This is a genomic window from Variovorax sp. DAIF25 (assembly GCF_050711835.1).
Taxonomy (GTDB): domain Bacteria; phylum Pseudomonadota; class Gammaproteobacteria; order Burkholderiales; family Burkholderiaceae_C; genus Variovorax.
Window position 1 is genome coordinate 5,310,575 of sequence record NZ_CP136636.1, and the last position, 24,967, is coordinate 5,335,541.

Annotated in this window: 23 protein-coding genes and 1 pseudogene; 16 read left to right on the forward strand and 8 right to left on the reverse strand. The window is 69.1% G+C overall.

The window, feature by feature from the left end; genetic code table 11:
- Genes R0232_RS24490 through R0232_RS24505 form a run of 4 tightly spaced genes read left to right on the forward strand, consistent with a single transcriptional unit; the run spans position 1 to position 2,742 of the window.
- Positions 1–1,386 (forward strand): multicopper oxidase family protein, encoded by a 1,386-nt coding sequence (locus tag R0232_RS24490; RefSeq protein WP_431509712.1) that lies wholly within the window; start codon positions 1–3, stop codon positions 1,384–1,386.
- Between the two features lie 39 nt (positions 1,387–1,425).
- Positions 1,426–1,938, forward strand: a complete 513-nt coding sequence (locus tag R0232_RS24495; protein WP_431509713.1) for a cupredoxin domain-containing protein — start codon at positions 1,426–1,428, stop codon at positions 1,936–1,938.
- A gap of 19 nt (positions 1,939–1,957) precedes the next feature.
- Positions 1,958–2,416 (forward strand): DUF411 domain-containing protein, encoded by a 459-nt coding sequence (locus R0232_RS24500; RefSeq protein ID WP_431509714.1) that lies wholly within the window; start codon positions 1,958–1,960, stop codon positions 2,414–2,416.
- A 35-nt stretch (positions 2,417–2,451) separates the two neighbouring features.
- Positions 2,452–2,742, forward strand: a complete 291-nt coding sequence (locus R0232_RS24505; protein ID WP_093340032.1) for a copper-binding protein — start codon at positions 2,452–2,454, stop codon at positions 2,740–2,742.
- A gap of 157 nt (positions 2,743–2,899) precedes the next feature.
- Here R0232_RS24505 and R0232_RS24510 read toward each other — a convergent pair whose 3' ends face one another.
- A complete protein-coding gene (locus R0232_RS24510) occupies positions 2,900–4,009 on the reverse strand; it encodes an IS5 family transposase (protein ID WP_431512875.1) in 1,110 nt (369 codons plus the stop codon).
- 126 nt (positions 4,010–4,135) lie between these two features.
- On the opposite strand from R0232_RS24510, the gene R0232_RS24515 reads away from it, so the two are divergent.
- Both R0232_RS24515 and R0232_RS24520 read left to right on the forward strand, forming a co-directional pair.
- A complete protein-coding gene (locus R0232_RS24515) occupies positions 4,136–4,378 on the forward strand; it encodes an addiction module protein (RefSeq protein WP_177239217.1) in 243 nt (80 codons plus the stop codon).
- Between the two features lie 2 nt (positions 4,379–4,380).
- A complete protein-coding gene (locus tag R0232_RS24520) occupies positions 4,381–4,677 on the forward strand; it encodes a type II toxin-antitoxin system RelE/ParE family toxin (RefSeq protein ID WP_431509715.1) in 297 nt (98 codons plus the stop codon).
- 12 nt (positions 4,678–4,689) lie between these two features.
- Here the strand turns inward: R0232_RS24520 and R0232_RS24525 are convergent, their stop codons facing one another.
- A complete protein-coding gene (locus R0232_RS24525) occupies positions 4,690–5,991 on the reverse strand; it encodes an NAD(P)/FAD-dependent oxidoreductase (protein ID WP_431509716.1) in 1,302 nt (433 codons plus the stop codon).
- Positions 5,992–6,038: 47 nt separating this feature from the next.
- Between R0232_RS24525 and R0232_RS24530 the strand changes: the two genes are divergently transcribed.
- The 5 genes from R0232_RS24530 (at position 6,039) to R0232_RS24550 (ending at position 11,383) form a co-directional block, all read left to right on the forward strand.
- Positions 6,039–7,073: a P1 family peptidase gene (locus R0232_RS24530; protein WP_431509717.1), complete on the forward strand. Its 1,035-nt coding sequence runs from the start codon at positions 6,039–6,041 to the stop codon at positions 7,071–7,073.
- Between the two features lie 18 nt (positions 7,074–7,091).
- On the forward strand, positions 7,092–8,618 hold the full coding sequence (locus R0232_RS24535; protein ID WP_431509718.1) for a TAXI family TRAP transporter solute-binding subunit: 1,527 nt from the start codon (positions 7,092–7,094) through the stop codon (positions 8,616–8,618).
- 48 nt (positions 8,619–8,666) lie between these two features.
- Positions 8,667–10,421 (forward strand): aminodeoxychorismate synthase component I, encoded by a 1,755-nt coding sequence (gene pabB / locus R0232_RS24540; protein WP_431509719.1) that lies wholly within the window; start codon positions 8,667–8,669, stop codon positions 10,419–10,421.
- A gap of 70 nt (positions 10,422–10,491) precedes the next feature.
- Entirely contained in the window at positions 10,492–11,013 is a 522-nt protein-coding gene (locus R0232_RS24545) for a MerR family transcriptional regulator (RefSeq protein ID WP_431509720.1), read from the forward strand.
- A complete protein-coding gene (locus R0232_RS24550) occupies positions 10,907–11,383 on the forward strand; it encodes a carboxymuconolactone decarboxylase family protein (protein ID WP_431509721.1) in 477 nt (158 codons plus the stop codon). Before R0232_RS24545 ends, R0232_RS24550 begins: the two co-directional genes overlap by 107 nt.
- Before the next feature lie 15 nt (positions 11,384–11,398).
- Here R0232_RS24550 and ettA read toward each other — a convergent pair whose 3' ends face one another.
- Positions 11,399–13,060 carry an energy-dependent translational throttle protein EttA gene (gene ettA, locus R0232_RS24555; protein WP_093340042.1) on the reverse strand — a complete coding sequence of 554 codons (1,662 nt, stop codon included), beginning with the start codon at positions 13,058–13,060 and terminating at the stop codon, positions 11,399–11,401.
- A 343-nt stretch (positions 13,061–13,403) separates the two neighbouring features.
- On the opposite strand from ettA, the gene R0232_RS24560 reads away from it, so the two are divergent.
- Entirely contained in the window at positions 13,404–15,197 is a 1,794-nt protein-coding gene (locus R0232_RS24560) for a DEAD/DEAH box helicase (protein ID WP_431509722.1), read from the forward strand.
- Between the two features lie 88 nt (positions 15,198–15,285).
- Positions 15,286–16,317, forward strand: a complete 1,032-nt coding sequence (locus tag R0232_RS24565; protein ID WP_431509723.1) for an endonuclease/exonuclease/phosphatase family protein — start codon at positions 15,286–15,288, stop codon at positions 16,315–16,317.
- 18 nt (positions 16,318–16,335) lie between these two features.
- Here R0232_RS24565 and R0232_RS24570 read toward each other — a convergent pair.
- From R0232_RS24570 to R0232_RS24590, 5 genes and pseudogenes are all read right to left on the reverse strand, one after another.
- A pseudogene (locus R0232_RS24570) lies at positions 16,336–17,531 on the reverse strand (mandelate racemase/muconate lactonizing enzyme family protein).
- 191 nt (positions 17,532–17,722) lie between these two features.
- Positions 17,723–18,730, reverse strand: coding sequence for a TRAP transporter substrate-binding protein (locus tag R0232_RS24575; protein WP_431509724.1), 1,008 nt, complete (start codon positions 18,728–18,730; stop codon positions 17,723–17,725).
- 61 nt (positions 18,731–18,791) lie between these two features.
- Positions 18,792–20,093 (reverse strand): TRAP transporter large permease, encoded by a 1,302-nt coding sequence (locus tag R0232_RS24580; protein WP_208513005.1) that lies wholly within the window; start codon positions 20,091–20,093, stop codon positions 18,792–18,794.
- Positions 20,090–20,650 carry a TRAP transporter small permease gene (locus tag R0232_RS24585; protein WP_431509725.1) on the reverse strand — a complete coding sequence of 187 codons (561 nt, stop codon included), beginning with the start codon at positions 20,648–20,650 and terminating at the stop codon, positions 20,090–20,092. Before R0232_RS24585 ends, R0232_RS24580 begins: the two co-directional genes overlap by 4 nt.
- A 94-nt stretch (positions 20,651–20,744) precedes the next feature.
- On the reverse strand, positions 20,745–21,494 hold the full coding sequence (locus R0232_RS24590) for a FadR/GntR family transcriptional regulator (protein WP_203202117.1): 750 nt from the start codon (positions 21,492–21,494) through the stop codon (positions 20,745–20,747).
- Between the two features lie 171 nt (positions 21,495–21,665).
- Here R0232_RS24590 and R0232_RS24595 point away from each other — a divergent pair, with 171 nt between their 5' ends.
- Genes R0232_RS24595 through R0232_RS24605 form a run of 3 tightly spaced genes read left to right on the forward strand, consistent with a single transcriptional unit; the run spans position 21,666 to position 24,963 of the window.
- Entirely contained in the window at positions 21,666–23,405 is a 1,740-nt protein-coding gene (locus R0232_RS24595; protein WP_093340055.1) for an IlvD/Edd family dehydratase, read from the forward strand.
- Between the two features lie 8 nt (positions 23,406–23,413).
- Positions 23,414–24,325, forward strand: a complete 912-nt coding sequence (locus tag R0232_RS24600) for a 2-dehydro-3-deoxygalactonokinase (RefSeq protein WP_431509726.1) — start codon at positions 23,414–23,416, stop codon at positions 24,323–24,325.
- Entirely contained in the window at positions 24,322–24,963 is a 642-nt protein-coding gene (locus R0232_RS24605; RefSeq protein ID WP_431509727.1) for a 2-dehydro-3-deoxy-6-phosphogalactonate aldolase, read from the forward strand. Before R0232_RS24600 ends, R0232_RS24605 begins: the two co-directional genes overlap by 4 nt.
- Positions 24,964–24,967: the final 4 nt, after the last annotated feature.

The window sequence follows — 24,967 nt, forward strand, 5'->3', positions numbered from 1 at the left end:
ATGAACCGCCGCAACTTCTTCGCGGGCGCCGCCACGGCCGTGGCCGCCACCACCGTCAGCCGCGTCTCGATGGCCGCGCTGCCCGAACCCGTCTCGCAGAGCTCCACCGCCACGGCCGCGCCGCTGGTGCCGCCGAATGGCCGGCCCTACAACCCCGTCGTCACGCTCAACGGCTGGACCCTGCCCTGGCGCATGAACGCCGGCGTCAAGGAATTCCACCTGGTCGCCGAGCCGGTGGTGCGCGAGATGGCGCCGGGCTTCAAGGTCAACATGTGGGGCTACAACGGCCAGTCGCCGGGACCGACCATCGAGGTGGTCGAGGGCGACCGGCTGCGCATCTACGTGACCAACCGGCTGCCCGAGCACACCACCGTGCACTGGCACGGCCAGCGCCTGCCCAACGGCATGGACGGCGTGGGCGGCATCACGCAGCCGCAGATTCCGCCGGGCAAGACCTTCGTCTACGAGTTCACGGCGCGCCGCCCCGGCACCTTCATGTACCACCCGCATGCCGACGAGATGGTGCAGATGGCGATGGGGATGATGGGCTTCTGGGTCACGCATCCGAAGGCCGATCACCCGCTGATCGAGAAGGTCGATCGCGACTTCTGCTTCCTGCTCGGCAGCTTCGACGTGGAGCCCGGCAGCGCCACGCCCAAGGTCAGCACCATGACCGACTTCAACCTCTGGAGCTTCAACAGCCGCGTGTTCCCGGCCATCGACACGCTCAACGTGCGCCGCGGCGACCGCGTGCGCATCCGCGTGGGCAACCTCACGATGACCAACCACCCGGTCCACATCCACGGCCACGAGTTCGAGGTGACCGGTACCGACGGCGGCCCCGTGCCGCGCACCGCGCGCTGGCCCGAGGTGTCGGTCGACGTGGCGGTGGGCCAGATGCGGCAGATGGAGTTCATCGCCGACGAGGAAGGCGACTGGGCGCTGCACTGCCACAAGGCCCACCACACGATGGGGCCGATGGGCCACGAGGTGCCGACCATGATCGGCGTGGACCACAAGGGCGTGGCCGAGAAGATCCGCAAGCTGGTGCCCGACTACATGGTGATGGGCGACAAGGGCATGGCCGACATGGGCGAGATGGAGATGCCCATTCCCGACAACACGGTGCCGATGATGACCGGCACCGGGCCGTTCGGCTCGGCCGAGATGGGCGGCATGTTCACGCTGCTCAAGGTGCGGCGCGACCAGAAGCCCGGCGACTACCGCGACCCGGGCTGGTTCAGGCATCCGCCGGGCACTGTCGCGCGCGAAGTGCCCAACGCCAACGTGCCGCCGGCCCCGCGCGCGAAGGCACCGGCCCCATCGGCCGCCGAGCCCGATGCCAGCGTGCGCAAGCCTTCAGGCCACGGCGCACACCAGCACTGAACCCGCTTCATTCCCTTTCATTTTTTTGGAGTTCCATCCATGAACAAGACACTCAAGCTCGCCGCCGCCGGCCTCGCGCTCGCGGCCTTCGCCACCGCCTCGCCGGCGCACGAGAACCACGTCGCCAGGCCCAAGGGCGCGGCCGAACTCGCGCCCGAGCAGAAGCCCTGGGGCATCGTCGGCAAGCCCGGTGCCGTGAAGCGCACCATCGACATCGCGATGGCCGACGACATGACGTTCACGCCCTCGGTGATCGAGGTGCGCGAAGGCGACACGCTGCGCCTGCGCTTGAAGAACAAGGGCAAGGACCTGCACGAACTCGTGCTCGGCACCACAGCCGAGATCGAGGCCCACGCGGCCATGATGAAGAAATTCCCCGGCATGGAGCACGACGAGCCCTGGATGGCGCATGTGCTGCCGGGCCAGACCGGCGAGCTGGTCTGGACCTTCAACCGCGCCGGCGACTTCGACTTCGCCTGCCTGGTGAAGGACCACTACGAACTCGGCATGGCCGGCCGCGTCCGCGTGCTGCCCGCCGCCGGCCAATCCTGAAATCCCGAAAGGAACTCCCATGCAAAGAAGACGACTGATGCTGGCCCTGGCGTCCACCGCCGCCCTGCCTTTCATCGCACCGGCGGCGCGCGCCGCGGCGCCGATGGTCGAGATCTGGAAGGACCCGAACTGCGGCTGCTGCCAGGACTGGGTCAAGCACCTCAACAGGAACGGCTTCGCCACACGCGTGCACGACGAAGGCAACGCGGCCGCGCGCAAGCGCCTGGGCCTGCCCGAGAAGCTGGGCTCGTGCCACACGGGCCAGGTCGGCGGCTACGCCATCGAGGGCCATGTGCCCGCGCGCGAGATCCAGCGCCTGCTCAAGGAGAAGCCCAGGGCCGTGGGCCTCGCCGTGCCCGGCATGCCGGTCGGCTCGCCGGGCATGGACGGTCCGGCCTATGGCAACCAGCGCGATCCCTACGACGTGCTGCTGGTGCTGGCCGATGGCGGCACGCGCGTGTTCCAGAGCTACCGATGAATCCTCCGATCACCCTGCAAGAAAGACCGATCACCATGAAGAAATCGCTCGCCGCCCTCGGCGCCCTCCTGTTCGCCGCCGTCGCCTTCGCGCAGACGGCCCTGCCGCCCGTCGAGGGCGAGGTCCGCAAGATCGACACCGAGGCGAACAAGATCACCTTGCGCCACGGCGACATCCCCAACCTCGAGATGACCGGCATGACCATGGTCTTCCGCGTGAAGGACCCTGCGCTGCTCACGCAGGTCAAGCCCGGCGACAAGGTGCAGTTCACGGCCGACAAGGTCGATGGGGCGCTCACGGTGTTGTCGATCGCGCCTGCGAACTGAGGGCCTTAGCAGGCTGTTGAAATTCGACGTTGCAAACGTCGATTGGTTAGCTTGATCAGGCGGTTGAAGCCGAATTGGCCAGGGCTTGGCTGTCGGTTTGGACCGATGAGGCTTTGCGCACGTGCGCCACACGTCGGGCAGGGGGCCGTTCGTGGGCTCATTGCACAGCCCTTTGAGGCCCAATGCACAGCATTCGAGCCATCCGCACGATATTGCTGGCCGTCATGGTGAGCTTGAACTGCTGGTCGACACGCTGGAGTCCGCGGTACATCGTCTGTCGTATCCTCCCGACCGTCTTCGCCCAGCCGAAGTGCTCTTCGATGCGCTTGCGCACGACCTGGCTGGCAGCGTAGCCGGCGTGACGAGTCGTTCGTCCATCGACGGCGCTGCCACCCCAACGCGTCGTGTGGCTGGCCACGTGCGGCGTCACGCCGCGCTTGCGGCAGTCGGCGATGAAGTCTCGCGTGTCGTAGCCCTTGTCGGCTGCGACCGTCTTACGGTGTGCTCCGGGGACGGTGTCGAGCATCGCCAATGCTGCCGAGCGCTCGCCGTAGCCGTCGGCGTACGTAACCACCGCGCCAACAACCAGACCGTTGCGGTTCTCCATCAGCACATGGCCTTGATACGCCAGGATCGCTGCAGTGCTGGCGCCCTTGCGGAACAGTCTGGCATCCGGATCTGTCTTGCTCTGGTGCGTATCGTTGCTGCGTGGTCGGCCCTTCCAATCGCGCTCCTGGTTGCGACCTGCGGGGCCGCCACCCGCCCCGGGCCCGTCGCCGTCCTTGGGCAAGAAGCTCTTGTGACTGGCCCAAGCCTGGATGAGCGTGCCGTCCACCGAGAAGTGCTCCTTGCTCAGCAGCTTGCGCTTGTCAGCCAGTCGCATCACCTGGGCGAAGAAGCTCTCGACGACAGCGTGCTCCAGCAGGCGATCACGGTTCTTGGAAAAGACTGAGTGGTCCCAGACCTCGTCATCGATGGCCAGCCCGATGAACCAACGAAATAGCAGGTTGTAGCGAACCTGCTCCATCAGTTGCCGTTCGCTGCGCACGGAGAAGAACACCTGGATCAGCATTGCCCGTAGCAACTTCTCGGGGGCAATCGACGCTCGCCCAGTCTCGGCGTAGATCGTGTTGAACAGACCGTTCAAGCCGACCAGTGCCTCATTGACCAGCCCGTGGATGGCTCGCAGCGGATGGTCTGGCGGCACGAAGTCATCAAGTTTGGCCAGCGTGAACAGGCCTTCCTGCATCCCATCTGATCCGCGCATCGGTATCACCCCACGTCGTTGCGTCACTTCAACCGTACCAGCATCAGTCTCTTCCCGAACCAGCAGTTCCCCGGAGAAATTCAACAGCCTGTTAGGGCTTTGGGCACGCCTGCCTAGAATGATGCGTTGATCCACTTTCGGGAGATCGAATTGGGAAGCTCCGATCTGCAGCAGGCTCTTTCTTCGCTGAGCATGGCGGAACGCATCGAGCTAGCCGAAGAACTGTGGGACAGCGTGGCGCGCGATGCCGAATCGCAAAGGCTGAGCGCACGCGAACAGGAAGAGGTCGCACGCCGCCGCGCCGAGCATCGTGCCGACCCGCAGGCGGTCGTGCCCTGGGATCAGGTCAAGGCATCGCTGAAGCTCTGACCTTGCTGGACATCGTTTTTCGGGAAAGCGCGCTGCGTCAGGTGCAGGAAGCGCAGGGCTGGTACGACATGCAGCGCGCCGGCCTGGGTGCGGAGTTCGCGCGCAGCGTCGAGGCCGTGGTGCACCGGATCGCGCGACAGCCTGAAGGCGCGCCGCTGGTCTGGGAAGACGTTCGCAGGGCCCACCTGCGGCGCTTCCCCTATTCCGTCTTCTATCTCGTCGAATTCGATCGCGTGGTGGTGCTGAGCTGCATGCATCAGCGCCGCGACCCCGCGGGCTGGCCCTCTTCGGCCGCCTGACGGCGAGCCACGCTACGCCCCGAAGCGCCTCGGATCGAACGGCGCCAGCGCGATCTCCGGCGCCAGCCCCGCCATCGCTTGCGCCGCCAGCCGCCCGGTGCGCGCCGAGCCGCACAGCCCCACGTGCCCATGGCCGAAGGCCAGCACCACGTCGGCGCTGCCGGCGGCGGGGCCGATGCAGGGCAGGCCGTCGGGCAGGCTCGGGCGATGGCCGAGCCAGCGCTGCAGCTCGGCCTCGGCGGGCGGCGCGTCGGCGAGCGCGGGAAACATCGAGCGCAGGTGCGCGTGCAGGATCTCGGCGCGGCGCCAGTCGGGCGCGGCCTCGAGCCCCGCGATCTCGACCTGGCCGGCGGCGCGCAGGCCGCCGTTCATCCAGTGCGCGATGAGCTTGCCGTCGGCCACCATCACCGGCGTGCGCGGGCCCACCGCGGCCTTCGGCAGCACGACGTGGTAGCCGCGCTCCGATTCCAGCGGCACCGGCGAGCCGGCCGCGGCGGCCAGGGCGCCCGAGCGCGCGCCGGCGCAGACCGCGGCGGTGTCGCAGGCGATCTCACCGGTTTCGGTGCGCACGGCGCGCAATCGCCCGCCCTCGATGCGGAAACCGGTGGCGCGTGCGGCCACGCGTTCGGCGCCGAGCGCACGCGCATGCGCGGCCAGCGCCGCCACGTAGGCGCCGGGGTCGCGGCAGTGGCCGGCCTCGCCGACGTGGATGCCGAGCGTGTAGCGCGCATCGAGGTCGGGCTCCTGCCGGCGCAGTTCGTCGGCATTCAACTCGCTCCATCGCACGCCGGTGCGCGCGCGCACGCGCCAGGCCAGCGCATCGCCCTCGAACTCGGCGCGCAAGCGGTAGGCATGCAGCAGGCCGCGCTGCTCGATCAGTTGCGGCACGCCGGCCTCGGCCGCCAGCCGTGCATGCAGCGCGGGCGCGTCGACCAGCAAGGTGCGCAGCGCGTCGGCGATGCGCTGCACGCGCGCCTCGGTGGCGCCCGAGGCCAGGTAGCGCAGCAGCCAGGGCAGCGCGCGCGGCAGGTAGGGCCAGCGCACCGCCAGCGGGCCGAGCGGATCGGCCAGCCAGCCCGGCACCTTGCGCCACGCACCGGGCAGCGCGGGCGGCACCACCGAATGCGAGGAGAGCCAGCCCGCGTTGCCGTAGCTGGTGGCCTGCGGCGCGCCGGGCTCGCCCGGCTCGACCACGGTGACGCGCAGGCCCGCGCGCAAGGCCTCGATGGCGGTGGCGCTGCCGACGGCGCCCGCGCCGATCACCACCGCATGGCGCCGCGCACCGGACTGGAAACCACTTCTTTCAACTGTCATGGCGCCCATCGTAGGGGCCACGCGGCATGGTTCCATAATCGGCCGCCATGTCCGCCACGCCTTCCCACGCTTCCCCCTCCTCTTCCGACGGTGCCATCACCGACGTCGCCGGCATCGAGGTCGGCCACTTCTCCGACACCCGCCGCCCCACCGGCTGCACCGTGATCATCACGCGCGAAGGCGCGGTGGCCGGCGTCGACGTGCGCGGCGCCGCGCCCGGCACGCGCGAGACCGACCTGCTCGCGCCCGGCAACCTGGTGCAGCAGGTGCACGCCGTGATGCTCGCGGGCGGCAGCGCCTGGGGCCTGGCCGCGGCCGAGGGCGCGATGCGCTGGCTCGAGGAGCGCGGCGTGGGCATGGACGTGCGCTTCGGCACCTTGCCGATCGTGCCCGCCGCGGTGCTGTTCGACCTGCCGATGGGCGATGCCCGCATCCGGCCCGATGCCGCGGCCGGCTATGCCGCCTGCGAGGCCGCGGGCCGCGACGCGCCGGCCGAGGGCAACGTGGGCGCCGGCACCGGCGCGCTCGTGGGCAAGCTGTTCGGCGTGCAGCGCGCCATGAAGGGCGGCATCGGCACCGCCTCGGTCACGGTCGGCGGCGTCACGGTCGGCGCGCTGATCGCGGTCAATTCGCTCGGCGACGTGATCGATCCCGATACCGCGCTGCCCGTGGCCGGCGCGCGCACCGAGGACGGCCGCGCGCTGCTCGACACGCGCCGCGCCCTGCTGCGCGGCGAGCTGCCCAAGCCGCTGCTGGCCGGCACCAACACCACCATCGGCGTGATCGCCACCGATGCGGTGCTGACCAAGGTGCAGGCCAACCGGCTCGCGACCGTGGCGCACGACGGTCTGGCGCGCGCCATCAACCCCGTGCACACCATGAGCGACGGCGACACCCTGTTCGCGCTCGCCACCGGTCGCGTGCCGCTGGCGGCCGACGGCCCGGGCATGACGGTGCTCAGCACCATGGCGGCCGAGGTCGCCGCGCGCGCCACCCTGCGCGCGGTGCTGGCGGCGCGCTCGGTGACGGTCGGCGAACTGCACATCCCCTCGGCCGCCGAGCTCGGCACCGCGCCGCGCTGACCCCACGAGCGAGACACCATGGCCTTCCCGAGAACCCTCAAGCTGATCCTGCTGTCGATCCGCGACCTGATCGCCTCCGCCGGCCCGATCCTGTTCCTCGTGATCGGCCTGTTGATCGCCGCCTACTGGTGGCTGCAGCCGCAGCCGCCCAAGCAGGTCACGCTGGCCACCGGTCCCACGGGCAGCGCCTACGCGCAGTTCGGCAAGCGCTATGCCGAGTCGCTCAAGCTCAGCGGCATCGAGGTCACGCTCAAGCCGACCTCGGGCTCGTCGGAGAACCTCGAGCTGCTGCGCAAGGGCGAGGCCGACGTGGGCTTCGTGCGCGGCGGCAGCGCCGACCCGGTGGCCGACGAGGAGGCCGGGCTCAGTTCGCTCGGCAGCCTGTTCTTCGAGCCGATCTGGCTGTTCTACCGGCCCGACGCGATCACGCGCGCGCCCGACAGCGTGATCGCGCAGCAGGCGGCGGAGGCCGAGAAGGCGAAGAAGGCGGCCAAGGCAGCCGCGAAGGGCCGCCATGGCGCCGAGCGCAAGAAGGCCGCGGCACCACCACCCGCCACGCCCCCCGCCCCAATTCCGTTGACCTCGCTGACCCAGCTGCGCGGCCTGCGCGTCAACGTCGACATGCCCGGCAGCGGCCTGCCCGAACTCATGGGCCGGCTGCTCGAGGCCAACCGGCTCGCGCCCGACGCGCTGCTGCTGTCGAACCTCGAGCAGGCCGCGGCCGCCGAGGCGCTGCAGGCCGGGCTGCTCGATGCGATCGTGCTGTCGTCGGCGCCGCAGTCGCCGCAGGTGCAGCGGCTGCTGCGCGCGAACGACATCCGGCTCATGGACTTCGTGCAGGCCGATGCGTACACGCGGCGCTTCCCCTTCCTCTCGGCCGTGACCCTGCCGCGCGGCGTGGTCGACCTGTCGAAGGACCTGCCGGCCGGCGACGTGTCGCTGCTGGCCGCCACCACCTCGCTGCTGTCGCGCGAGGACACCCATCCCGCGCTGCGCCAGCTGTTCGCGCAGGCCGCGCAGCACCTGCATGGCGGTGCCGGCTGGTTCAACCGGCCGCGCGACTTCCCGAACACCCGCACCAGCGAACTGCCGGTGAGCCCCGAGGGCGACCGCGCCATCAACGGCACGCCGCCGTTCTGGCAGCGCTACCTGCCGTTCTGGGCCAGCAACCTGATCGAGCGCATGTGGCTGGTGCTCGGCGGCCTGCTGGTGCTGATGCTGCCGCTGAGCCGCGTGGTGCCGCCGCTCTACCAGTTCCGCGTGCGCCGCCGCGTGTTCCGCTGGTATGCGCGGCTGCGCGACATCGAGGGCAAGGTCGACGGCCAGCGCGGCGATCCGGCCGAACTCACGAAGGAGCTCGACGAGCTCGACCGCGTGGTGAACCGCGTGGCGGTGCCGCTGTCGTATGCCGACGAGCTCTATGCGCTGCGCAACAACATCTACGCGGTGCGCAAGCGGGCGCTGGCGCGCGGCGCCGGTGCGCCGGCCGGCCCCGCGATGCCACCGCCGCCACCGCTCTCGCCTTCGCCCTCCGCACCGCGCTGACCGGTACGCGGCGCCAGCGGGCGCCGCTGCCCTTTCCCAAGACCCATCGTGTCCACCCTGATCGACTTCGCCGACCCGCGCACCGATGGCGCGCAACGGCTGCGCCTGGCGTTCGGCGCCCCTTCCCGCACGCTCGTGGCGCACAGCTTGGCCGAGGTGCGGCCCGTGCTCGCGCAGGCCGAGGCGCTGGCGCGCGCGGGCCACTGGTGCGTGGGCTACCTGCGCTACGAGGCCGCCGCGGCCTTCGATGCCGCGTTCGAGACGCATGCGGGCGATGGCAGTGCGCTAGCGTGGTTCGGCGTGCACGACCAGGCCGTGCCCTGGCCCGAGGAGGCCCCGCCCTCTCCCTCCAGCCCGCCGATCGCCTGGCGCGACAGCCTCTCGCGCGCCGACTTCGATCGGCAGATGCAAGTCATCCACGCGGCGATCGCCGCCGGTGGCCTCTACCAGATCAACCACACGGCGCCGCTGCTCGGCGAATACGTCGGCGACCCGCTGGCCCTGTTCGCCGCGCTGCGCCGCAACCAGCCCGCGGGCTACGCGGCCTTCATCGACAGCGGCGAGGAGCAGGTGCTGTCGCTGTCGCCCGAGCTGTTCTTCGACTGGCACGGCGAGCGCATCCTCGCGCGCCCGATGAAGGGCACCGCGCCGCGCGGCGCCACGCCGGCCGAGGACGAGGCCCAGGCGCAGCGGCTGCGCAGCGTGCCGAAGGAGCGGGCCGAGAACGTGATGATCGTGGACCTGCTGCGCAACGACCTGTCGCGCATCGCGCAACCGTTCTCGGTGCGCGTGCCGCGGCTGTTCCACACCGAGGCGCTGCCCACCGTGTGGCAGATGACCTCGGACGTGGAAGCAGCGGTTCGGCCCGGCACCTCGCTGGTCGATGTGTTCGACGCGCTGTTCCCCTGCGGCTCGGTCACGGGCGCGCCCAAGGTGGCGGCGATGCGGCTGATCCACGAGCTCGAGCAGGCGCCGCGCGGCGTGTACTGCGGCGCGGTCGGCGTGCTGCGGCCGGGCGGGCATGCGACCTTCAACGTGCCGATCCGCACCGTGACGCTGCGCGGCGGCCAGGCGCGCTGCGGCATCGGCAGCGGCATCACGGCTGATGCCACGGCCGACGCCGAATGGGCCGAGTGGGGCCACAAGCGGGCCTTCCTGGGCACGGCCGCGGTCGCCGAAGCGCCCGGCTTCGAACTGCTCGAAACGCTGGCGCTGGTCGACGGCATGCTGCGCGATGCGCCGCTGCACATCGAACGCATGGCCGGCGCGGCCGCCCACTTCGGCTTCCCCTGGGATGCCGCACGCGTCGAGGCAGCGCTGCAATCGCTGCGCGATGCGCGTGCCGAAGGCACCTGGCGCGTGCGCCTGCTGCTCGATGCGCAGGGGCTGCCACGCGCCGAAGCGCATGAAATGGGCGCTGCGCCCCACCGCGTGAAGCTGCAGCTGGCCGACCGCCCCTTCGACGAGGCGCACAGCGAGTTCACGCGCTTCAAGACCACGCGCCGCGCGCACTACGAGGCCTTCGCGCCGACCCTGCCCGAGGCCTTCGACACGCTGCTGTGGAACCCCGAGGGCGAACTCACCGAATGCACGCGCGGCAACATCGCGCTGCGCCTGGACGACGGCCGCTGGGTCACGCCGCCGCTGCGCTGCGGCCTGCTGCCCGGCATCGGGCGCGCGCAGCGGCTGGCCGAGGGCTCGCTGGTCGAGCAGACGGTGCGGCGCGAGCAGCTCTCGCGCGTGACCGCGCTGGCCTTCGTCAACAGCTTGCGCGGCTGGATCGAGGCGGAACTCGTCCCCTGAATCGCCGCATCGGAGGAAGATGCGAAAAGCGCTTGACTTGGAGCGCGCTCCAACTTCGAGAATTCTCCCCATGGAAAGCAACCTGAGCATCGCGGAAGTGGCACGGCGCACCGGCCTCACGGCCCACACGCTGCGCTACTACGAACGCATCGGCCTGATAGCAGCCGTGTCGCGCGCGCCCGGCGGCCAGCGCCGCTATGCCGCCGCCGACATGGAATGGCTCGCTTTCCTGTTGCGCCTGCGCGAGACCGGCATGCCCATCCAGGGCATGCAGGCCTTCGCCGGGCTTCGCAGTCAGGGGGACGCGAGCATCGGCGAACGCCGCGCGATGCTCGAATCGCATCTCGCCGAGGTTCGCTCGAAGGTGGAGGCGCTGCAGCAATCGATGCAGGCGCTGGCGCACAAGATCGAGCACTACCGCGGGATCGAGGCCCGGCGTCCCTCTTCATCGGGCATCGCCCCGGCTTCAACGAAGAGGAAGAAACATGCAGCAGCACCAGCACCATCACCAACCCCATCCGACGACGATCAGCCACGCGACCGGCGAGCGCTACGCGCGCGGCCTCGCGAAACTGCAGCAGATCGACGGTGAAGGCGGCATCAAGGTCGTCGAAGGCCTGGCCGACATCGCGCCCGACTTCGCGCGCCTGCTGATCGAGTTCCCGTTCGGCGACGTCTATTCGCGCCCCGGCCTCGACCTGCGCTCGCGCGAGATCGCGGTGGTGGCCGCGCTCACCGCCATGGGCAATGCGGCGCCGCAGCTCAAGGTGCACATCCAGGGCGCGCTCAACGTCGGCGTGACGCGCGAGGAAGTGATCGAGGTGATCATGCAGATGGCGGTCTACGCGGGCTTCCCCGCCGCGCTCAACGGCCTGAGCGCCGCTCGCGAGGTGTTCGCGGCCGACGATGAAAAAAGCGCGCGGCCCCTTGCGGAACCGCGCGCCCTGGTCGAGCCGGCCTGAGAACCGGCGCGGGCCTTACTTGAGGGCCTTGAAGCGCACGCGCTTGGGCTTGGCGCCCTCTTCGCCCAGGCGCTTCTTCTTGTCGGCTTCGTACTCCTGGTAGTTGCCGTCGAAGAACACCCATTGCGAGTCGCCTTCGGCGGCCAGGATGTGGGTCGCGATGCGGTCGAGGAACCAGCGGTCATGGCTGATCACCAGCACGGTGCCCGCGTACTCGAGCAGCGCGTCTTCGAGCGCGCGCAGCGTTTCCACGTCCAGGTCGTTCGAGGGTTCGTCCAGCAGCAGCACGTTGCCGCCCTGGATCAGCGTCTTGGCGAGGTGCAGCCGGCCGCGTTCGCCGCCCGACAGGTTGCCGACCTTCTTCTGCTGGTCCTGGCCGTTGAAGTTGAAGCGGCCCGCGTAGGCGCGGCTGGCCATCTGGAACTTGCCGACGTTGATGATGTCCAGGCCGTTCGAGATGTCTTCCCACACGGTCTTGTTGTTGGCCAGTTCGTCGCGGTGCTGGTCGACGAAGGCCATCTTGACGGTCTGGCCGACCACCACTTCGCCGCTGTCGGGCTGTTCCTTGCCGGCGATCAGCTTGAACAGCGTGGACTTGCCGGCGCCGTTCGGGCCGATGATGCCGACGATGGCACCCGCGGGGATGTTGAAGTTCAGCTTGTCGATCAGCAGGCGGTCGCCGAAGCTCTTGCTCACGTCCTTGAACTCGATCACCTGGCTGCCCAGGCGCTCGGCCACCGGAATGAAGATTTCCTGCGTTTCGTTGCGCTTCTGGTATTCGACGTCGCTCAGCTCCTCGAAGCGGGCCAGGCGCGACTTGCTCTTGGCCTGGCGGGCCTTCGGGTTCTGGCGCGACCATTCCAGTTCCTTCTTCAGGGCCTTGGCGTGGGCTTCCTCGCTCTTCTGCTCCTGCGCCAGGCGTTCGCCCTTCTGCTCGAGCCAGGTGCTGTAGTTGCCCTTCCATGGAATGCCGCGGCCGCGGTCCAGTTCGAGGATCCACTCGGCGGCGTTGTCGAGGAAGTAGCGGTCATGGGTGATGGCCACCACGGTGCCCGTGAAGCGCTGCAGGAACACTTCGAGCCATTCCACCGATTCGGCGTCCAGGTGGTTGGTGGGTTCGTCGAGCAGCAGCATGTCGGGCTTGGACAGCAGCAGCTTGCACAGCGCCACGCGGCGCTTCTCGCCGCCCGACAGCAGGCCGATCTTGGCGTCCCACGGCGGCAGGCGCAGCGCGTCGGCCGCGATCTCGATCTGGTGCTCGGAATCGGTGCCGGCGGCGGAAATCACCGCCTCGAGCTCGCCCTGCTCGGCCGCCAGCGCGTCGAAGTCGGCGCCTTCCTCGGCGTAGGCGGCATAGATCTCCTCGAGCCGCGCCTTGGCGGCATTGACCTCGCCCATGGCCTCGTCGATCGCGTTGCGCACCGTGTGCTCGGGATTGAGCTTGGGCTCCTGCTCGAGGTAGCCGATCGACAGGCCGGCCATCGGAATGGCTTCGCCCTCGATCTCCTTGTCGACGCCGGCCATGATCTTGAGCAGCGAGGACTTGCCCGAACCGTTCAGGCCGAGCACGCCGATCTTGGCGCCGGGAAAGAAGGACAACGAGATGTCTTTCAAGATCTGCCGCTTGGGCGGCACGGTCTTGGAGACTCTGTTCATGGTGTAGACGTACTGGGCCATCTTCTGTGTAGGACTGCTGATTGCTGAGGTGGCGAAAGCCGGAAAAAGCCGAAATCCCCTGGAGGAAGCCCCTGGAAGACGGCGGCAGGCCCGGCGCGCGGAATCGCGGAAACGGAGCGCGAAAAGCAGTGATTATCGACTCATGCGACAATCGCCACCGTGCCGGGTCCAGTTGCCCGCACACCGGCTCTCTGCCGGGGACGAAGAAAACCCTTCCGCAAGTCGGTTTTTCGGGCTCCCACTCCTGACCTTCATCAGCCTTGACTGGCTCGCGTCACAAGAACGAAAGACGCCGAGCGGGCCGATGTCACCGCGCCGTGTATGGCGCTTGTTGTTTCACACAATGACTTTTGATGAACTGAAGTTGGCTCCGGCCATCTTGAAGGCCGTGCACGAGCAGGGCTACGAGACCCCCACCCCGATCCAGGCCCAGGCCATTCCGGCCGTCCTCGAGGGCCACGACCTCCTCGGCGGCGCCCAGACCGGCACCGGCAAGACCGCCGCCTTCACCCTGCCGATGCTGCACAAGCTCACCATGAGCCGCAGCGCCACCAACAAGTTCGGCGGCATCGGCATCCGCGCCCTGGTGCTCACGCCCACCCGCGAACTCGCGGCGCAGGTCGAGGAATCGGTGCGCGACTACGGCAAGTACCTGCAGCTCGGCTCGACCGTGATCTTCGGCGGCGTGGGCATGAACCCGCAGATCGACCGTCTCAAGCGCGGCATCGACATCCTGGTGGCCACCCCCGGCCGCCTGCTCGACCTGCAGCAGCAGGGCATGCTCGACCTGTCGACCGTGCAGATCCTGGTGCTCGACGAAGCCGACCGCATGCTCGACATGGGCTTCATCCACGACGTGAAGAAGGTGCTGGCGCTGCTGCCGGCCCAGAAGCAGAGCCTGCTGTTCTCGGCCACCTTCAGCGACGAGATCCGCGAACTGGCCAACGGCCTGCTGCGCAACCCGCAGAGCATCCAGGTCACGCCGCGCAACACCACGGTGCAGCGCATCACGCAGGTGGTCCACCCCGTGGGCCGCGGCAAGAAGAAGGCGCTGCTCGCGCACATCATCAACGAGCACCAGTGGAGCCAGGTGCTGGTGTTCACCCGCACCAAGTTCGGCGCCAACAGCGTGGCCGAATTCCTCACCAAGAACGGCATCGAGGCGATGGCGCTGCACGGCAACAAGAGCCAGAGCGCGCGCACCCAGGCGCTGGCCGGCTTCAAGAGCGGCGACATCCGCGCGCTGGTGGCCACCGACATCGCGGCCCGCGGCATCGACATCGACGAGCTGCCGCACGTCGTGAACTACGAGATCCCGAACGTCAGCGAAGACTACGTGCACCGCATCGGCCGCACCGGCCGCGCGGGTTCGAGCGGCGAGGCCGTGAGCTTCGTCTGCCTCGACGAGGAAGGCTTCATGCAGGAGATCGAGCGCTTCACCAAGCAGACGATCCCCGTGCAGGTCATCGAGGGCTTCGGCCCCGAGGAAGGCGAACGCGCCGAGCCGATCGCCATGGGCCGCCAGACCATCTGGGGCGGCGCCGGCCGTCCGCCGAGCCGTGAAGTCATGCAAGCGGCCGCCAAGGCGGCGCGCGGCGAGATGATGCAGCGCATCCGCGACAACAAGGCCAGCCAGGGTGGCGGCGGCGGTGGTGGCAATGGCCAGCGCCGCGGCGGTGGCGGCAACGGTGCCGGCCAGGGCCGCAGCGCCAACGGCGGCGGTGGCCAGCAGGCCCCGCGCGGCCAGGGCCAGGGACCGGGCAATCGCGCGCCGCAAGGCCGCGCACCGCAGGGCCAGCCGCGTCCGCATCACCATGCGGCGGCGCACCCGCAGCAGAACCATCAGCCGCACGACGAGCGCCAGCCGCGCCATCACGGCAACAGCCACAGCCCGACCCAGGCCAACCAGGTCGCGCACCTGCGCGCCGAGGCGATCACCGGCGCGGCCGGCCAGCCCGATCCGTTGCGCACCAGCGTCGACCACATGGGTGGCGGCCGCGGACGCGGCGGCCGCTCGGGTGGCGGTGGCTACGGCGGCGGCAACCGTTCGGGCGGCGGTGGCCGTTCGGGTGGCGGCGGCTACGGCGGCGGCGGTGGCCGCTCGGGCGGCGGCGGTGGCCGTTCGTTCGGCCGCTGAGGCACGACGCAGACAGAACACAGGGCGCTTCGGCGCCCTTTTTCATGTCTGCAGGGCGCCGGAACACCTTCCGGACACAATCGTTGCCATGCAGTACATCCCGCCGAACTTCGCCACCCTCTTCGTGGCCACCTGCAACCTGCTCAATCTCGCGAACCCGCACCGCGTGTACTACGAGAACCAGGACGCCTACAACGAGCGCGAGTACGAGCGCAAGATCGACTGGCTCGGCGAGCGCTTCCATGCACTCAATGCCGACGTGCTCGCGGTGCAGGAGGTCTGGGACGAGGCGGCGCTGAAGGCCGCCATCCACCGCAGCGGCCTGCGCTACGACTTCGTGGCCGTGCCCGGCGCCGAGAACACGCCCGCGCAACCCGACCAGCCGCCGCGCCCCGGCGCGCAGGGCACGCCGCGCGTGGGCATCGCCACCCGGCTCAAGGTCGACCGCATCCAGTCCTTCGTCGACTTCCCGCCGGGCTTCGGCGTCGAAGTGCCGGGCCTCGGGCCGCACACCCGCTTCGAACGCCCGCCGCTGCTGGCCACGCTGCGCATGAAGCACGGCCAGGCCGTGCATGTGCTGACGGTGCACCTGAAGTCGAAGCGGCCCAAGTTCCTGCAGGACGCGCAGGGCAACCACCTCGAGGACCGCGACGACCGCAAGGTGGGCGCGATGGCCTCGCTGCGCTCGCTGCTGATGCGCGGCGCCGAGGCCGCGGCCCTGCGCTGCATCGTGATCGACCTGCTGCAGGGCACCAACGTGCCGCTGGTGGTGATGGGCGACTTCAACGACAACCCGCACAGCGTGACGACCCAGCTCGTGGCCGCCACCTCCGAGGTGGCCTACGACAAGGCGGCGCGCGACGTGGCGCTGTTCAATGCCTACGAGATGCAGGGCGAGGCCGCGCTCAAGAAGGACGTGGCCTATTCGCACGTGCACCAGGGCTACCCGGAGGTGCTCGACCAGATCCTGGTGAGCGAGGAGTTCATCGCGGGCAGCCGCCACAGCCTGGGCGACGTGCGGCGCGTGGACTACTTCAACGACCACCTGCACGAGGGGCGCGACCGCTCGCGCTCGGACCACGGCTTCGTGCGCGCGCTGCTGCGGTTGCGCACCGACTGAAGACGAAGACGCGGCCGCTCAGGCCTTCGAGATCCGCACCATCGCATCCGCGCGCTTGTGCAGGTCGGGCAGCAGCTCGAGCCCCAGCCCCGGCTTGTCGTTGAGGCTGATCATGCCGTTCTCGACCTTCGGCAGCTCGGTCACCAGGCCCTGGTACCAGCCCGTGAAGAAGGCGCGCACGCTCTCCTGGATCAGCGCGTTGGGCGCATGCAGGCTCAGGTGGGTCGACGCGGCCCACACCACCGGACCGGTGCAGTCGTGCGGCGCCACCGGCAGCTGCCAGGCATCGGCCATGGCCGCGATCTTGCGCGCCTCGGTGAGACCGCCGCACCAGCTCAGGTCGAGCATCGCGACGCCGGCCACGCCGGTCTGCAGGTAGTCCTTGAAGCCCCACTTGTAGCTCAGCGTCTCGCTGGCGCAGACCAGCGCCTTGCAGTCGACCGCGTACTGCTTCAACAGGTCGAGGCTGTCCATGCGGATCGCATCCTCGTGCCAGAAGGTGTCGAACTCCTGCAGCGCACGCGCGATCTTCTGCGCCATCGGCAGCCGCCAGAGGCTGTGGAACTCGACCATGATGTCCATGCGCTTGCCGACCGCGCCGCGGATCTTGCGGAAGGGCTCGAGCGCCGCATCGAGGTCGGCGTTGCTGATGTACTGGCCATGGCTGCGCTCGGCCGCCGGATCGAAGGGCCAGATCTTCATCGCCGTGATGCCCTCCGACAGCAGCGACTCGGCCAGCTCGTCGGCATGGTGCAGGAAGCCCTGCAGGTCCTCGTAGGGGCCGGCCGCGTTGCCGATGCCCCAGTTGGAACTGGTCTGGTTGGCGGCGCTGCGGATGTACTGGTAGCCCGCGCAGGTGTTGTAGATGCGGATCGCGTCGCGGCTCTTGCCGCCGAGCGCGGTGTGCACCGGCATGTTCGCGGCCTTGCCGAACAGGTCCCACAGCGCGATGTCCACGGCCGAGTTGCCGCGCGTCTCCACGCCCGACCCGCGCCAGCCCAGGTAGCCCGTGAGGTCGCGGTTGCGCGCCTCGATCGCCAGCGGGTCGGTGCCCAGCAGCTTGTGGGCGCCCACTCGTGCAGGTAGGCCTCGACCGCCTCGGCGCCCATGAAGGTCTCGCCGAGGCCGACCAGGCCTTCGTCGGTGTGCAGGCGCACCCAGAGGATGTTGGGGAATTCGCCGAGGCGGATGGTTTCGAGCTGCGTGATCTTCATGTCAGTCATCCATGGCCCCCAGAGGGCACGAAATGGCGAATGGGTTCGAAAGCGGGAACGAACTTCCGAACGCAGAGGACGCGAAGGATTCGCGAAGGTCGCAAAAGGGAGACAAGAAAAATTTTGAGTTTCTCTTTCGCGCCCTTTGCGAAATCTTCGCGTCCTCTGCGTCCGGCTGCCCGTGTTTCAGCTCAGCCCCCGCGCGCCTTCTTCAGCGCGTCCATCACCACGTTGACGGCCTCGGGGCCGATGGCCGGCACGTTCTTGTCGTACACCGGCTTCACCTTGTCGAGCATGCGCTTCTGCTCGGCCGGCGAGACCTCGTTGACCGTCATCGTCTTCTTGAGGCTCGCGAGCGACTTCTCGTTGAGCGCGCGGTTGGCGGCGCGCTCCACCTTCTGGCCCTCGACCGCGGCCTCGCGCAGCACCGCCTGCTCCTCGGGCTTGAGCTGCTCCCAGAGCTTCTTGCTGTAGAGCACGAGGAACGGCGTGTAGGCATGGCGCGTCACGCTCAGGTACTTCTGCACCTCGCTGAACTTCGAGGTCTCGATGGTCACGAAGGGATTCTCCTGGCCGTCGATGGTGCGCGTCTCGAGCGCGGTGAAGATCTCGCCGAAGGCCATCGGCACGGCGTTGGTGCCCAGCGTCTTGAACGAGTCGAGGAAGATGTTGTTCTGCATCACGCGCACCTTGATGCCCTCGAGGTCCTCGACCTTGGCCACCGGCCGCTTGCTGTTGGTGAGGTTGCGGAAGCCGTTCTCCCAGTAGGCCAGGTTCACCAGCCCCGCGGCCTCGAGCTTCTTGTTGAAGTACTCGCCGGCCGGTCCGTCGAGCACCGCGTCGGCTTCCTTCTCGTTGTTGAACAGGAACGGCAGGTCGAACACGCCGAGTTCCTTCACGATGCCCACCAGCGGCGAGGACGAGGTGCACACCATCTCCTGCGTGCCCGCGCGCAGCGCCTGCGTGGCCGGCAGGTCGCCGCCGGCCGCGCCGCCCCAGAAGGCGACGATCTTCATCTTGCCGCCGGTCTTGGCCGCCAGCACCTCCTGCATCTTCTTCACGCCCAGGCCCACCGGGTGGTCCTCGTTCACGCCATTGGTGAACTTGATGGTGCGTTCGGCGAACTGGGCGAAGGCCGGCGTGGCCGCCATCAGGGCCGCGGCGGTCGCTGCCGCCATGAGGGTTCTGCGCTGGATCATGGTCTGTGTCTCCTACTTCTTGGGTGATGAACGAACGGACGGGAAACTCTGCGAAACGCCCTCAGCGCGCCAGCCACCACGACAGCGGCACGGTGACGATCTGCGGGAAGAACACCAGCGCGAACAGCACGATGAGCTGCGCGATCAGGAAGGGCATCACGCCCTTGAAAGCATCGTCCATGGTGATGCGCGCCACGCCGCACACCACGTTGAGCACGGTGCCCACGGGCGGCGTGATCAGGCCGATGGCGTTGTTCATGATGAACAGCACGCCGAAGTACACCGGGTCGATGCCGGCCTTGAGCACCACCGGCATCAGCACCGGCGTGAGGATCAGCACGGTGGGCGTGAAGTCGAGCGCGGTGCCCACGATGACGATGAGCACCATCATCATCAGCATCAGCAGCGTCTTGTTGCCCATGAAGGGCTCGAGCATCCGCGTGACCTCGCCCGGGATGTCGGCCACCGTGATGAGCCAGGCGCTGACCATGGCCGCGGCCACCAGGAACATCACGACCGCGGTGGTCTTGCCGGCTGCCAGCGTGAGGCGGTAGAGCATCGAGACCTTGAGCTCGCCGTAGACGAACATGCCGACCACGAACGAGTACACCGCCGCCACCACGGCCGCCTCGGTCGGCGTGAAGATGCCGAACTTCATGCCGCCGATGATCACCACCGGCAGCGCGAGCGCGAGGCTGCCGCGCGCGGTGATCGCCAGCCGTTCGCCGAAGGGCACGCGCGGCGCGGCCTGCACCTTGTCGCGGCGCGCCACGATCCACCAGGCGATGCCGATCGCCACGCCCATCAGGATGCCCGGCACGATGCCGGCGAGAAAGAGCTTGGTGATCGAGACGTTGCCCGCCACGCCGAACACGATGAAGCCGATCGACGGCGGGATCACCGGCGCGATGATGCCGCCCGCGGCGATCAGGCCGGCCGAGCGGTTGGTGTCGTAGCCCGCGCGGTTCATCATCGGGATCAGCAGCGCCGCGAGCGCCGCCGTGTCGGCCACCGCCGAGCCCGAGATCGAAGCCATGATGATCGCGGCCACCACCGCCACGTAGCCCAGGCCGCCGCGGAAATGGCCGACCCAGGCCATCGCCATGTCGACGATGCGCCGGCTCAGTCCGCCCGCCGTCATGAACTCGCCGGCCAGCAGGAAGAAGGGCACGGCCAGCAGCGGGAAGTTGTCGGCGCCGTCGACGAAGCGCTGCGCGATGATCTGGCTGTCGAAGGCCGGCAGGCCGCCGGTGTAGGCCAGCCAGCCCATGAGCGAGACGCCGCACACCAGCAGCGCATAGGCGATCGGCATGCCGATCGCCATGGCGGCGAGCAGCGAGACGATGAAGACCGTGACCGTCATCGCGCACCTCCCGCGGTGCCCGAAGCGGTGGCGGCGGCGGGCTCGTGCGCCACGTCCTCCGATTCCATCACCTGCACCAGTTCCTCGTCGGAGACGCGGCCGGTGGCCAGGCGCCACAGCTTGTTGAGGTTGATGATGCCCATCACCACCGACACCACGTAGCCGATGCCATAGACCCAGATCATCGAGATGCCGACCACCGGCGAGACGTTGGTGCGCTGCAGCTCGTGCATCTCGAAGGTGCCCATGAAGAACAGCACGTTGCAGAACAGCATGAGCAGCTGGTTGAGCACGAAGCAGATGGTCTTGCCCAGCCGCGGCAGGCGGCGGATCAGCGTGTCGACGCCGAGGTGCGCGCCGTCGCGCATCGCGACCATGGCGCCGATGTAGGTAAGCCAGATGAAGCAGTAGCGCGACATCTCGTCGGACACCGTGATGCCCGAGTTGAAGCCATAGCGCAGCACCACATTGCCGAACACCATGACGACCATCGCCACCATGCATGCGACCACGAGGAATTCCAGCACCCGGAAGAATCCGTCGATCAACCTCTTCATTCGATGTCTCCTGTTGCCCTTGTGTTGTTGTTCGCTTGTTCCGTCGTTGCGCGGCTACGCGCGCGGCCTCCTGCCGCCTCGTCGCCTTCGCCTGCTAGAGCGCGAAGGCCTTGAGCTGGGTCGCGGGCCGGCTGATGCGCGGGATCTTGCGGCGCGAGGCCAGCACGGTCTCGATGTCCTGGCGCGCGCCGTCGATCAGCACCAGCACCGCCTTCTCGGCGCGTGCCGGGTTGCGCGCGATCACCGCGTCGAGCACCGCGCGGTGCAGCGGCAGCGAGCTCGCGGGACCGTTCTTGCGCGTGGTCGAGATCTCGAAGCTGGTGCGCAGCAGCGCGCCGAGCGCGCGGCTCATCTGCACCAGCATGCGGTTGTGGCTGGAGCGGATCAGCCCCTGGTGGAAGCGCAGGTCGGGCGTGATGTAGTCGCCGCCGAACTCGATGGCCTGCTTCATGCCGGCGTAGGCCTCCTCCATGTCGGCGATGTCCTCGGGCGTGGCGCGCGAGGCGGCCAGCGCCACCGCGGCCGGCTCGACCACGCGGCGCAGGTCCTGCAGGTCGCGCAGGAATTCGATCGACAGGCCGGCCTGCGTCTGCCACACGATGACGTCGGCATCGAACCAGTTCCACTGGTCGGGCGGCTGCACGCGCGTGCCGACCTTGGGGCCGGTGGTGACCAGGCCCTTGGCGATCAGCGACTTGATGGATTCGCGCACCACGGTGCGGCTCACGCCGAGTTCCTCGCACAGGATCGGCTCGGGCGGGATCGCGGCGCCGGGCGCGTAGCGGCCCGCGACGATGTCGCTGCCGAGCCGATCGACCGTGTTGCCGTGGACGTTCTTGATCATGCGAAGCCGTTGGTTGTGCGACGCGGCCAAGGCCGCCCGGCGCGCCCCGCTCGCTCGGAAACCCTGAGCGCCCCGCCAGGACAGCGCGCTTATCATATGATGATTGAAAATGCGGTTCGGCAGGACAAACCCTGACCCCGCGGCGCCTTCCCGCAACCGGAGACACCCTCGATGAGCACCCCTCCCAAGAAGAAGAATCCCGAAGAGCTGCGCAGCCAGCAGTGGTTCGGACGACACGACCGCGACGGCTTCATCTACCGAAGCTGGATGAAGGGCAAGGGCGTGCCGCACGACCAGTTCGACGGCCGCCCGGTCATCGGCATCTGCAACACCTTCAGCGAACTCACGCCCTGCAACTCGCACTTCCGCACGCTCGCGGAGCAGGTGAAGATCGGCGTCTACGAGGCCGGCGGCTTCCCGCTCGAGTTCCCGGTGATGTCGCTCGGCGAGACCTTGCTGCGCCCCACCGCCATGCTCTATCGCAACCTCGCGAGCATGGACGTGGAGGAAAGCATCCGCGGCAATCCGCTCGACGGCGTGGTGCTGCTCATGGGCTGCGACAAGACCACGCCCGCGCTGATGATGGGCGCGGCCAGCGTCGACCTGCCGACCATCGGCGTGTCGGGCGGCCCGATGCTCTCGGGCAAGTGGCGCGGCCAGGAACTCGGCTCGGGCACCGGCGTGTGGCAGATGAGCGAGCAGGTGCGCGCCGGCACGCTCAAGCTGCAGGACTTCTTCGAGGCCGAGAGCTGCATGCACCGCAGCCACGGCCACTGCATGACGATGGGCACCGCGAGCACCATGGCCAGCATGGTCGAGTCGCTGGGCATCGGCCTGCCGGGCAACGCGGCCTACCCGGCCGTCGACGGTCGCCGCAACGTGCTCGCGCGCGAGGCGGGCCGGCGCATCGTCGGCATGGTCCACGAGGACCTGAACATGTCGAAGATCCTCACGCGCCAGGCAATCGAGAACGCGATCAAGGTCAACGCGGCGATCGGCGGCTCGACCAACTTCGTGATCCACCTGCTGGCGATCGCCGGGCGCATCGGCGTCGAGCTCACGCTCGACGACTTCGACCGCCTGGCCTCCGAGCTGCCCTGCATCCTGAACCTGCAGCCCTCGGGCCAGTTCCTGATGGAGGACTTCTGCTATGCCGGCGGCCTGCCGGTGGTGATCAAGGAGATCGCCGACCACCTGCACAAGGACATCCTCACCGTCACCGGCCGCAGCGTGTGGGAGAACGTGAAGGACGCCGAAAACTACAACCCGCAGGTGATCCGCACCCAGGCCGAGCCCTTCAAGGACAAGGCCGGCATCTGCGTGCTGCGCGGCAACCTCGCGCCCAACGGCGCGATCATCAAGCCCAGCGCGGCCACGCCCGAACTGCTGGTGCACAAGGGCCGCGCGGTGGTGTTCGAGAGCGCCGACGACCTGCACCGCCGCATCGACGACGAGAACCTCGACATCGACGAGCACTGCGTGATGGTGCTCAAGAACTGCGGCCCCAAGGGCTACCCCGGCATGGCCGAGGCCGGCAACATGCCGCTGCCGCCCAAGGTGCTGCGCAAGGGCATCACCGACATGGTCCGCATCAGCGACGCGCGCATGAGCGGCACCGCCTACGGCACCGTGGTGCTGCACACCGCGCCCGAGGCCGCGGCCGGCGGCCCGCTGGCGCTGGTGCAGGACGGCGACATCGTCGAGCTCGACGTGCCGAACCGCAAGCTGCACCTGCACGTGAGCGACGAGGAACTGGCGCGCCGGCGCGCCGCCTGGGTCGCGCCGAAGGCACCGCTCGATTCGGGCTACTGGAAGCTCTACGTCGACACCGTGCTGCAGGCCGACGAAGGCGCCGACCTCTCGTTCCTGCGCGGCCGCCGCGGTGCCTTCGTGCCACGCGACAACCACTGATGGCGGCGATGACGGGTCCATTGGTCGCGGTCGACTGGGGCACGAGCTCGCTGCGCGGCGCGCTGATCGCGGCCGACGGCACGGTGCGCGAGGAGCGCAGCGACGCGCGCGGCATCCTCGCGGTGCCGGCGGGCGGCTTCCCCGCGGTGTTCGAGCAGCTGTTCGGCGACTGGATGCGCGAGAGCGGCGCGCGCTGCCTGATCTCGGGCATGGCCGGCAGCAAGCAGGGCTGGGTCGAGGCACCCTACTGCGCCTGCCCCGCGGGCCGCGTCGAGGTCGGCCGCAGCATCATCGCCATCGACGCCATTCCCGGCCAGCGCATCGCGATGGTGCCGGGCCTGCGCGACGAGCACGACGGCGTGCCCGACGTGATGCGCGGCGAGGAGGTGCAGATCTTCGGCGCGCTGTCGCTGCTGGGCCGCGACGAGGGCCTGTTCGTGCTGCCGGGCACGCACAACAAGTGGGCCATGGTGAAGAAGGGCCGCGTGACCGGTTTCCGCACCTTCATGACCGGCGAGTTCTATGCGCTGCTGAGCCAGCACTCGATCCTCGCGCGCACGCTCGATGCGTCGGCGCCGCTCGACGAGGCCGCCTTCGTCGAGGGCGTGACCCGCGCCGACAACGGCCAGGGCCTGCTGCACAACGCCTTCGGCGCGCGCACGCTGGCGCTGTTCGATCGCATGCCGCGCGCCGAGCTCGCGAGCTATCTCTCGGGCCTGCTGATCGGCGAGGAGCTGCGCACCCAGTCGCTGCAGGCCGCGGGCGAGGTGGTGCTGATCGGCTCGCCCGCCCTCACCCAGCGCTATGCGCTCGCGCTGCGCGCCAGCGGCACGGCCACGCGCTCGCTGGGCGCCGAAGCCACCTGGGCCGGGCTGCATGCGCTGTCCGGCTTCCTCGATTCCTCCGCCACCCCATCATGACCACGCCCTTCGACAAATTCGACGCTGCCCTGCGCACCTTGCCGCTGGTGGCCATCCTGCGCGGGCTCGAGCCGCATGAAGCCGATGCCGTCGGCGACGCCATCGTCGAGCCGGGCTTCCAGCTGCTCGAGGTGCCGCTCAATTCGCCGCAGCCGCTCGACAGCATCGCGCGGCTGCGTGCGCGCTTTCCGCAGGCGCTGGTCGGTGCCGGCACGGTGCTCGATGCGCAGCAGGTGCGCGAGGTGCAGGCGGCCGGCGGCGAGTTGATCGTGTCGCCGAACTTCGATGCCGCCGTGGTGCGCGAGGCCGCCCGCCTGGGCCTGGTCTGCCTGCCCGGCGTGATGACCCCGACCGAGGCCTTCGGCGCGCTCGCCGCGGGCGCCACCGGGCTCAAGCTGTTCCCGGCCGAGCTGGCCTCGCCCGCGGTGGTGAAGGCGCTGCTGGCCGTGCTGCCGCGCGGCACGCCGCTGATGCCCGTGGGCGGCATCACGCCCTCGAACATGACCGAGTGGCGCGAGGCCGGTGCGGCCGGCTTCGGCATCGGCTCGGCGCTGTTCAAGCCCGGCAAGAGCGCGCAGGCCGTGCGCGACGATGCGCAGCGCTTCGTCGCCGCCTACACAGGCACGACGCGCGCCTGATTCG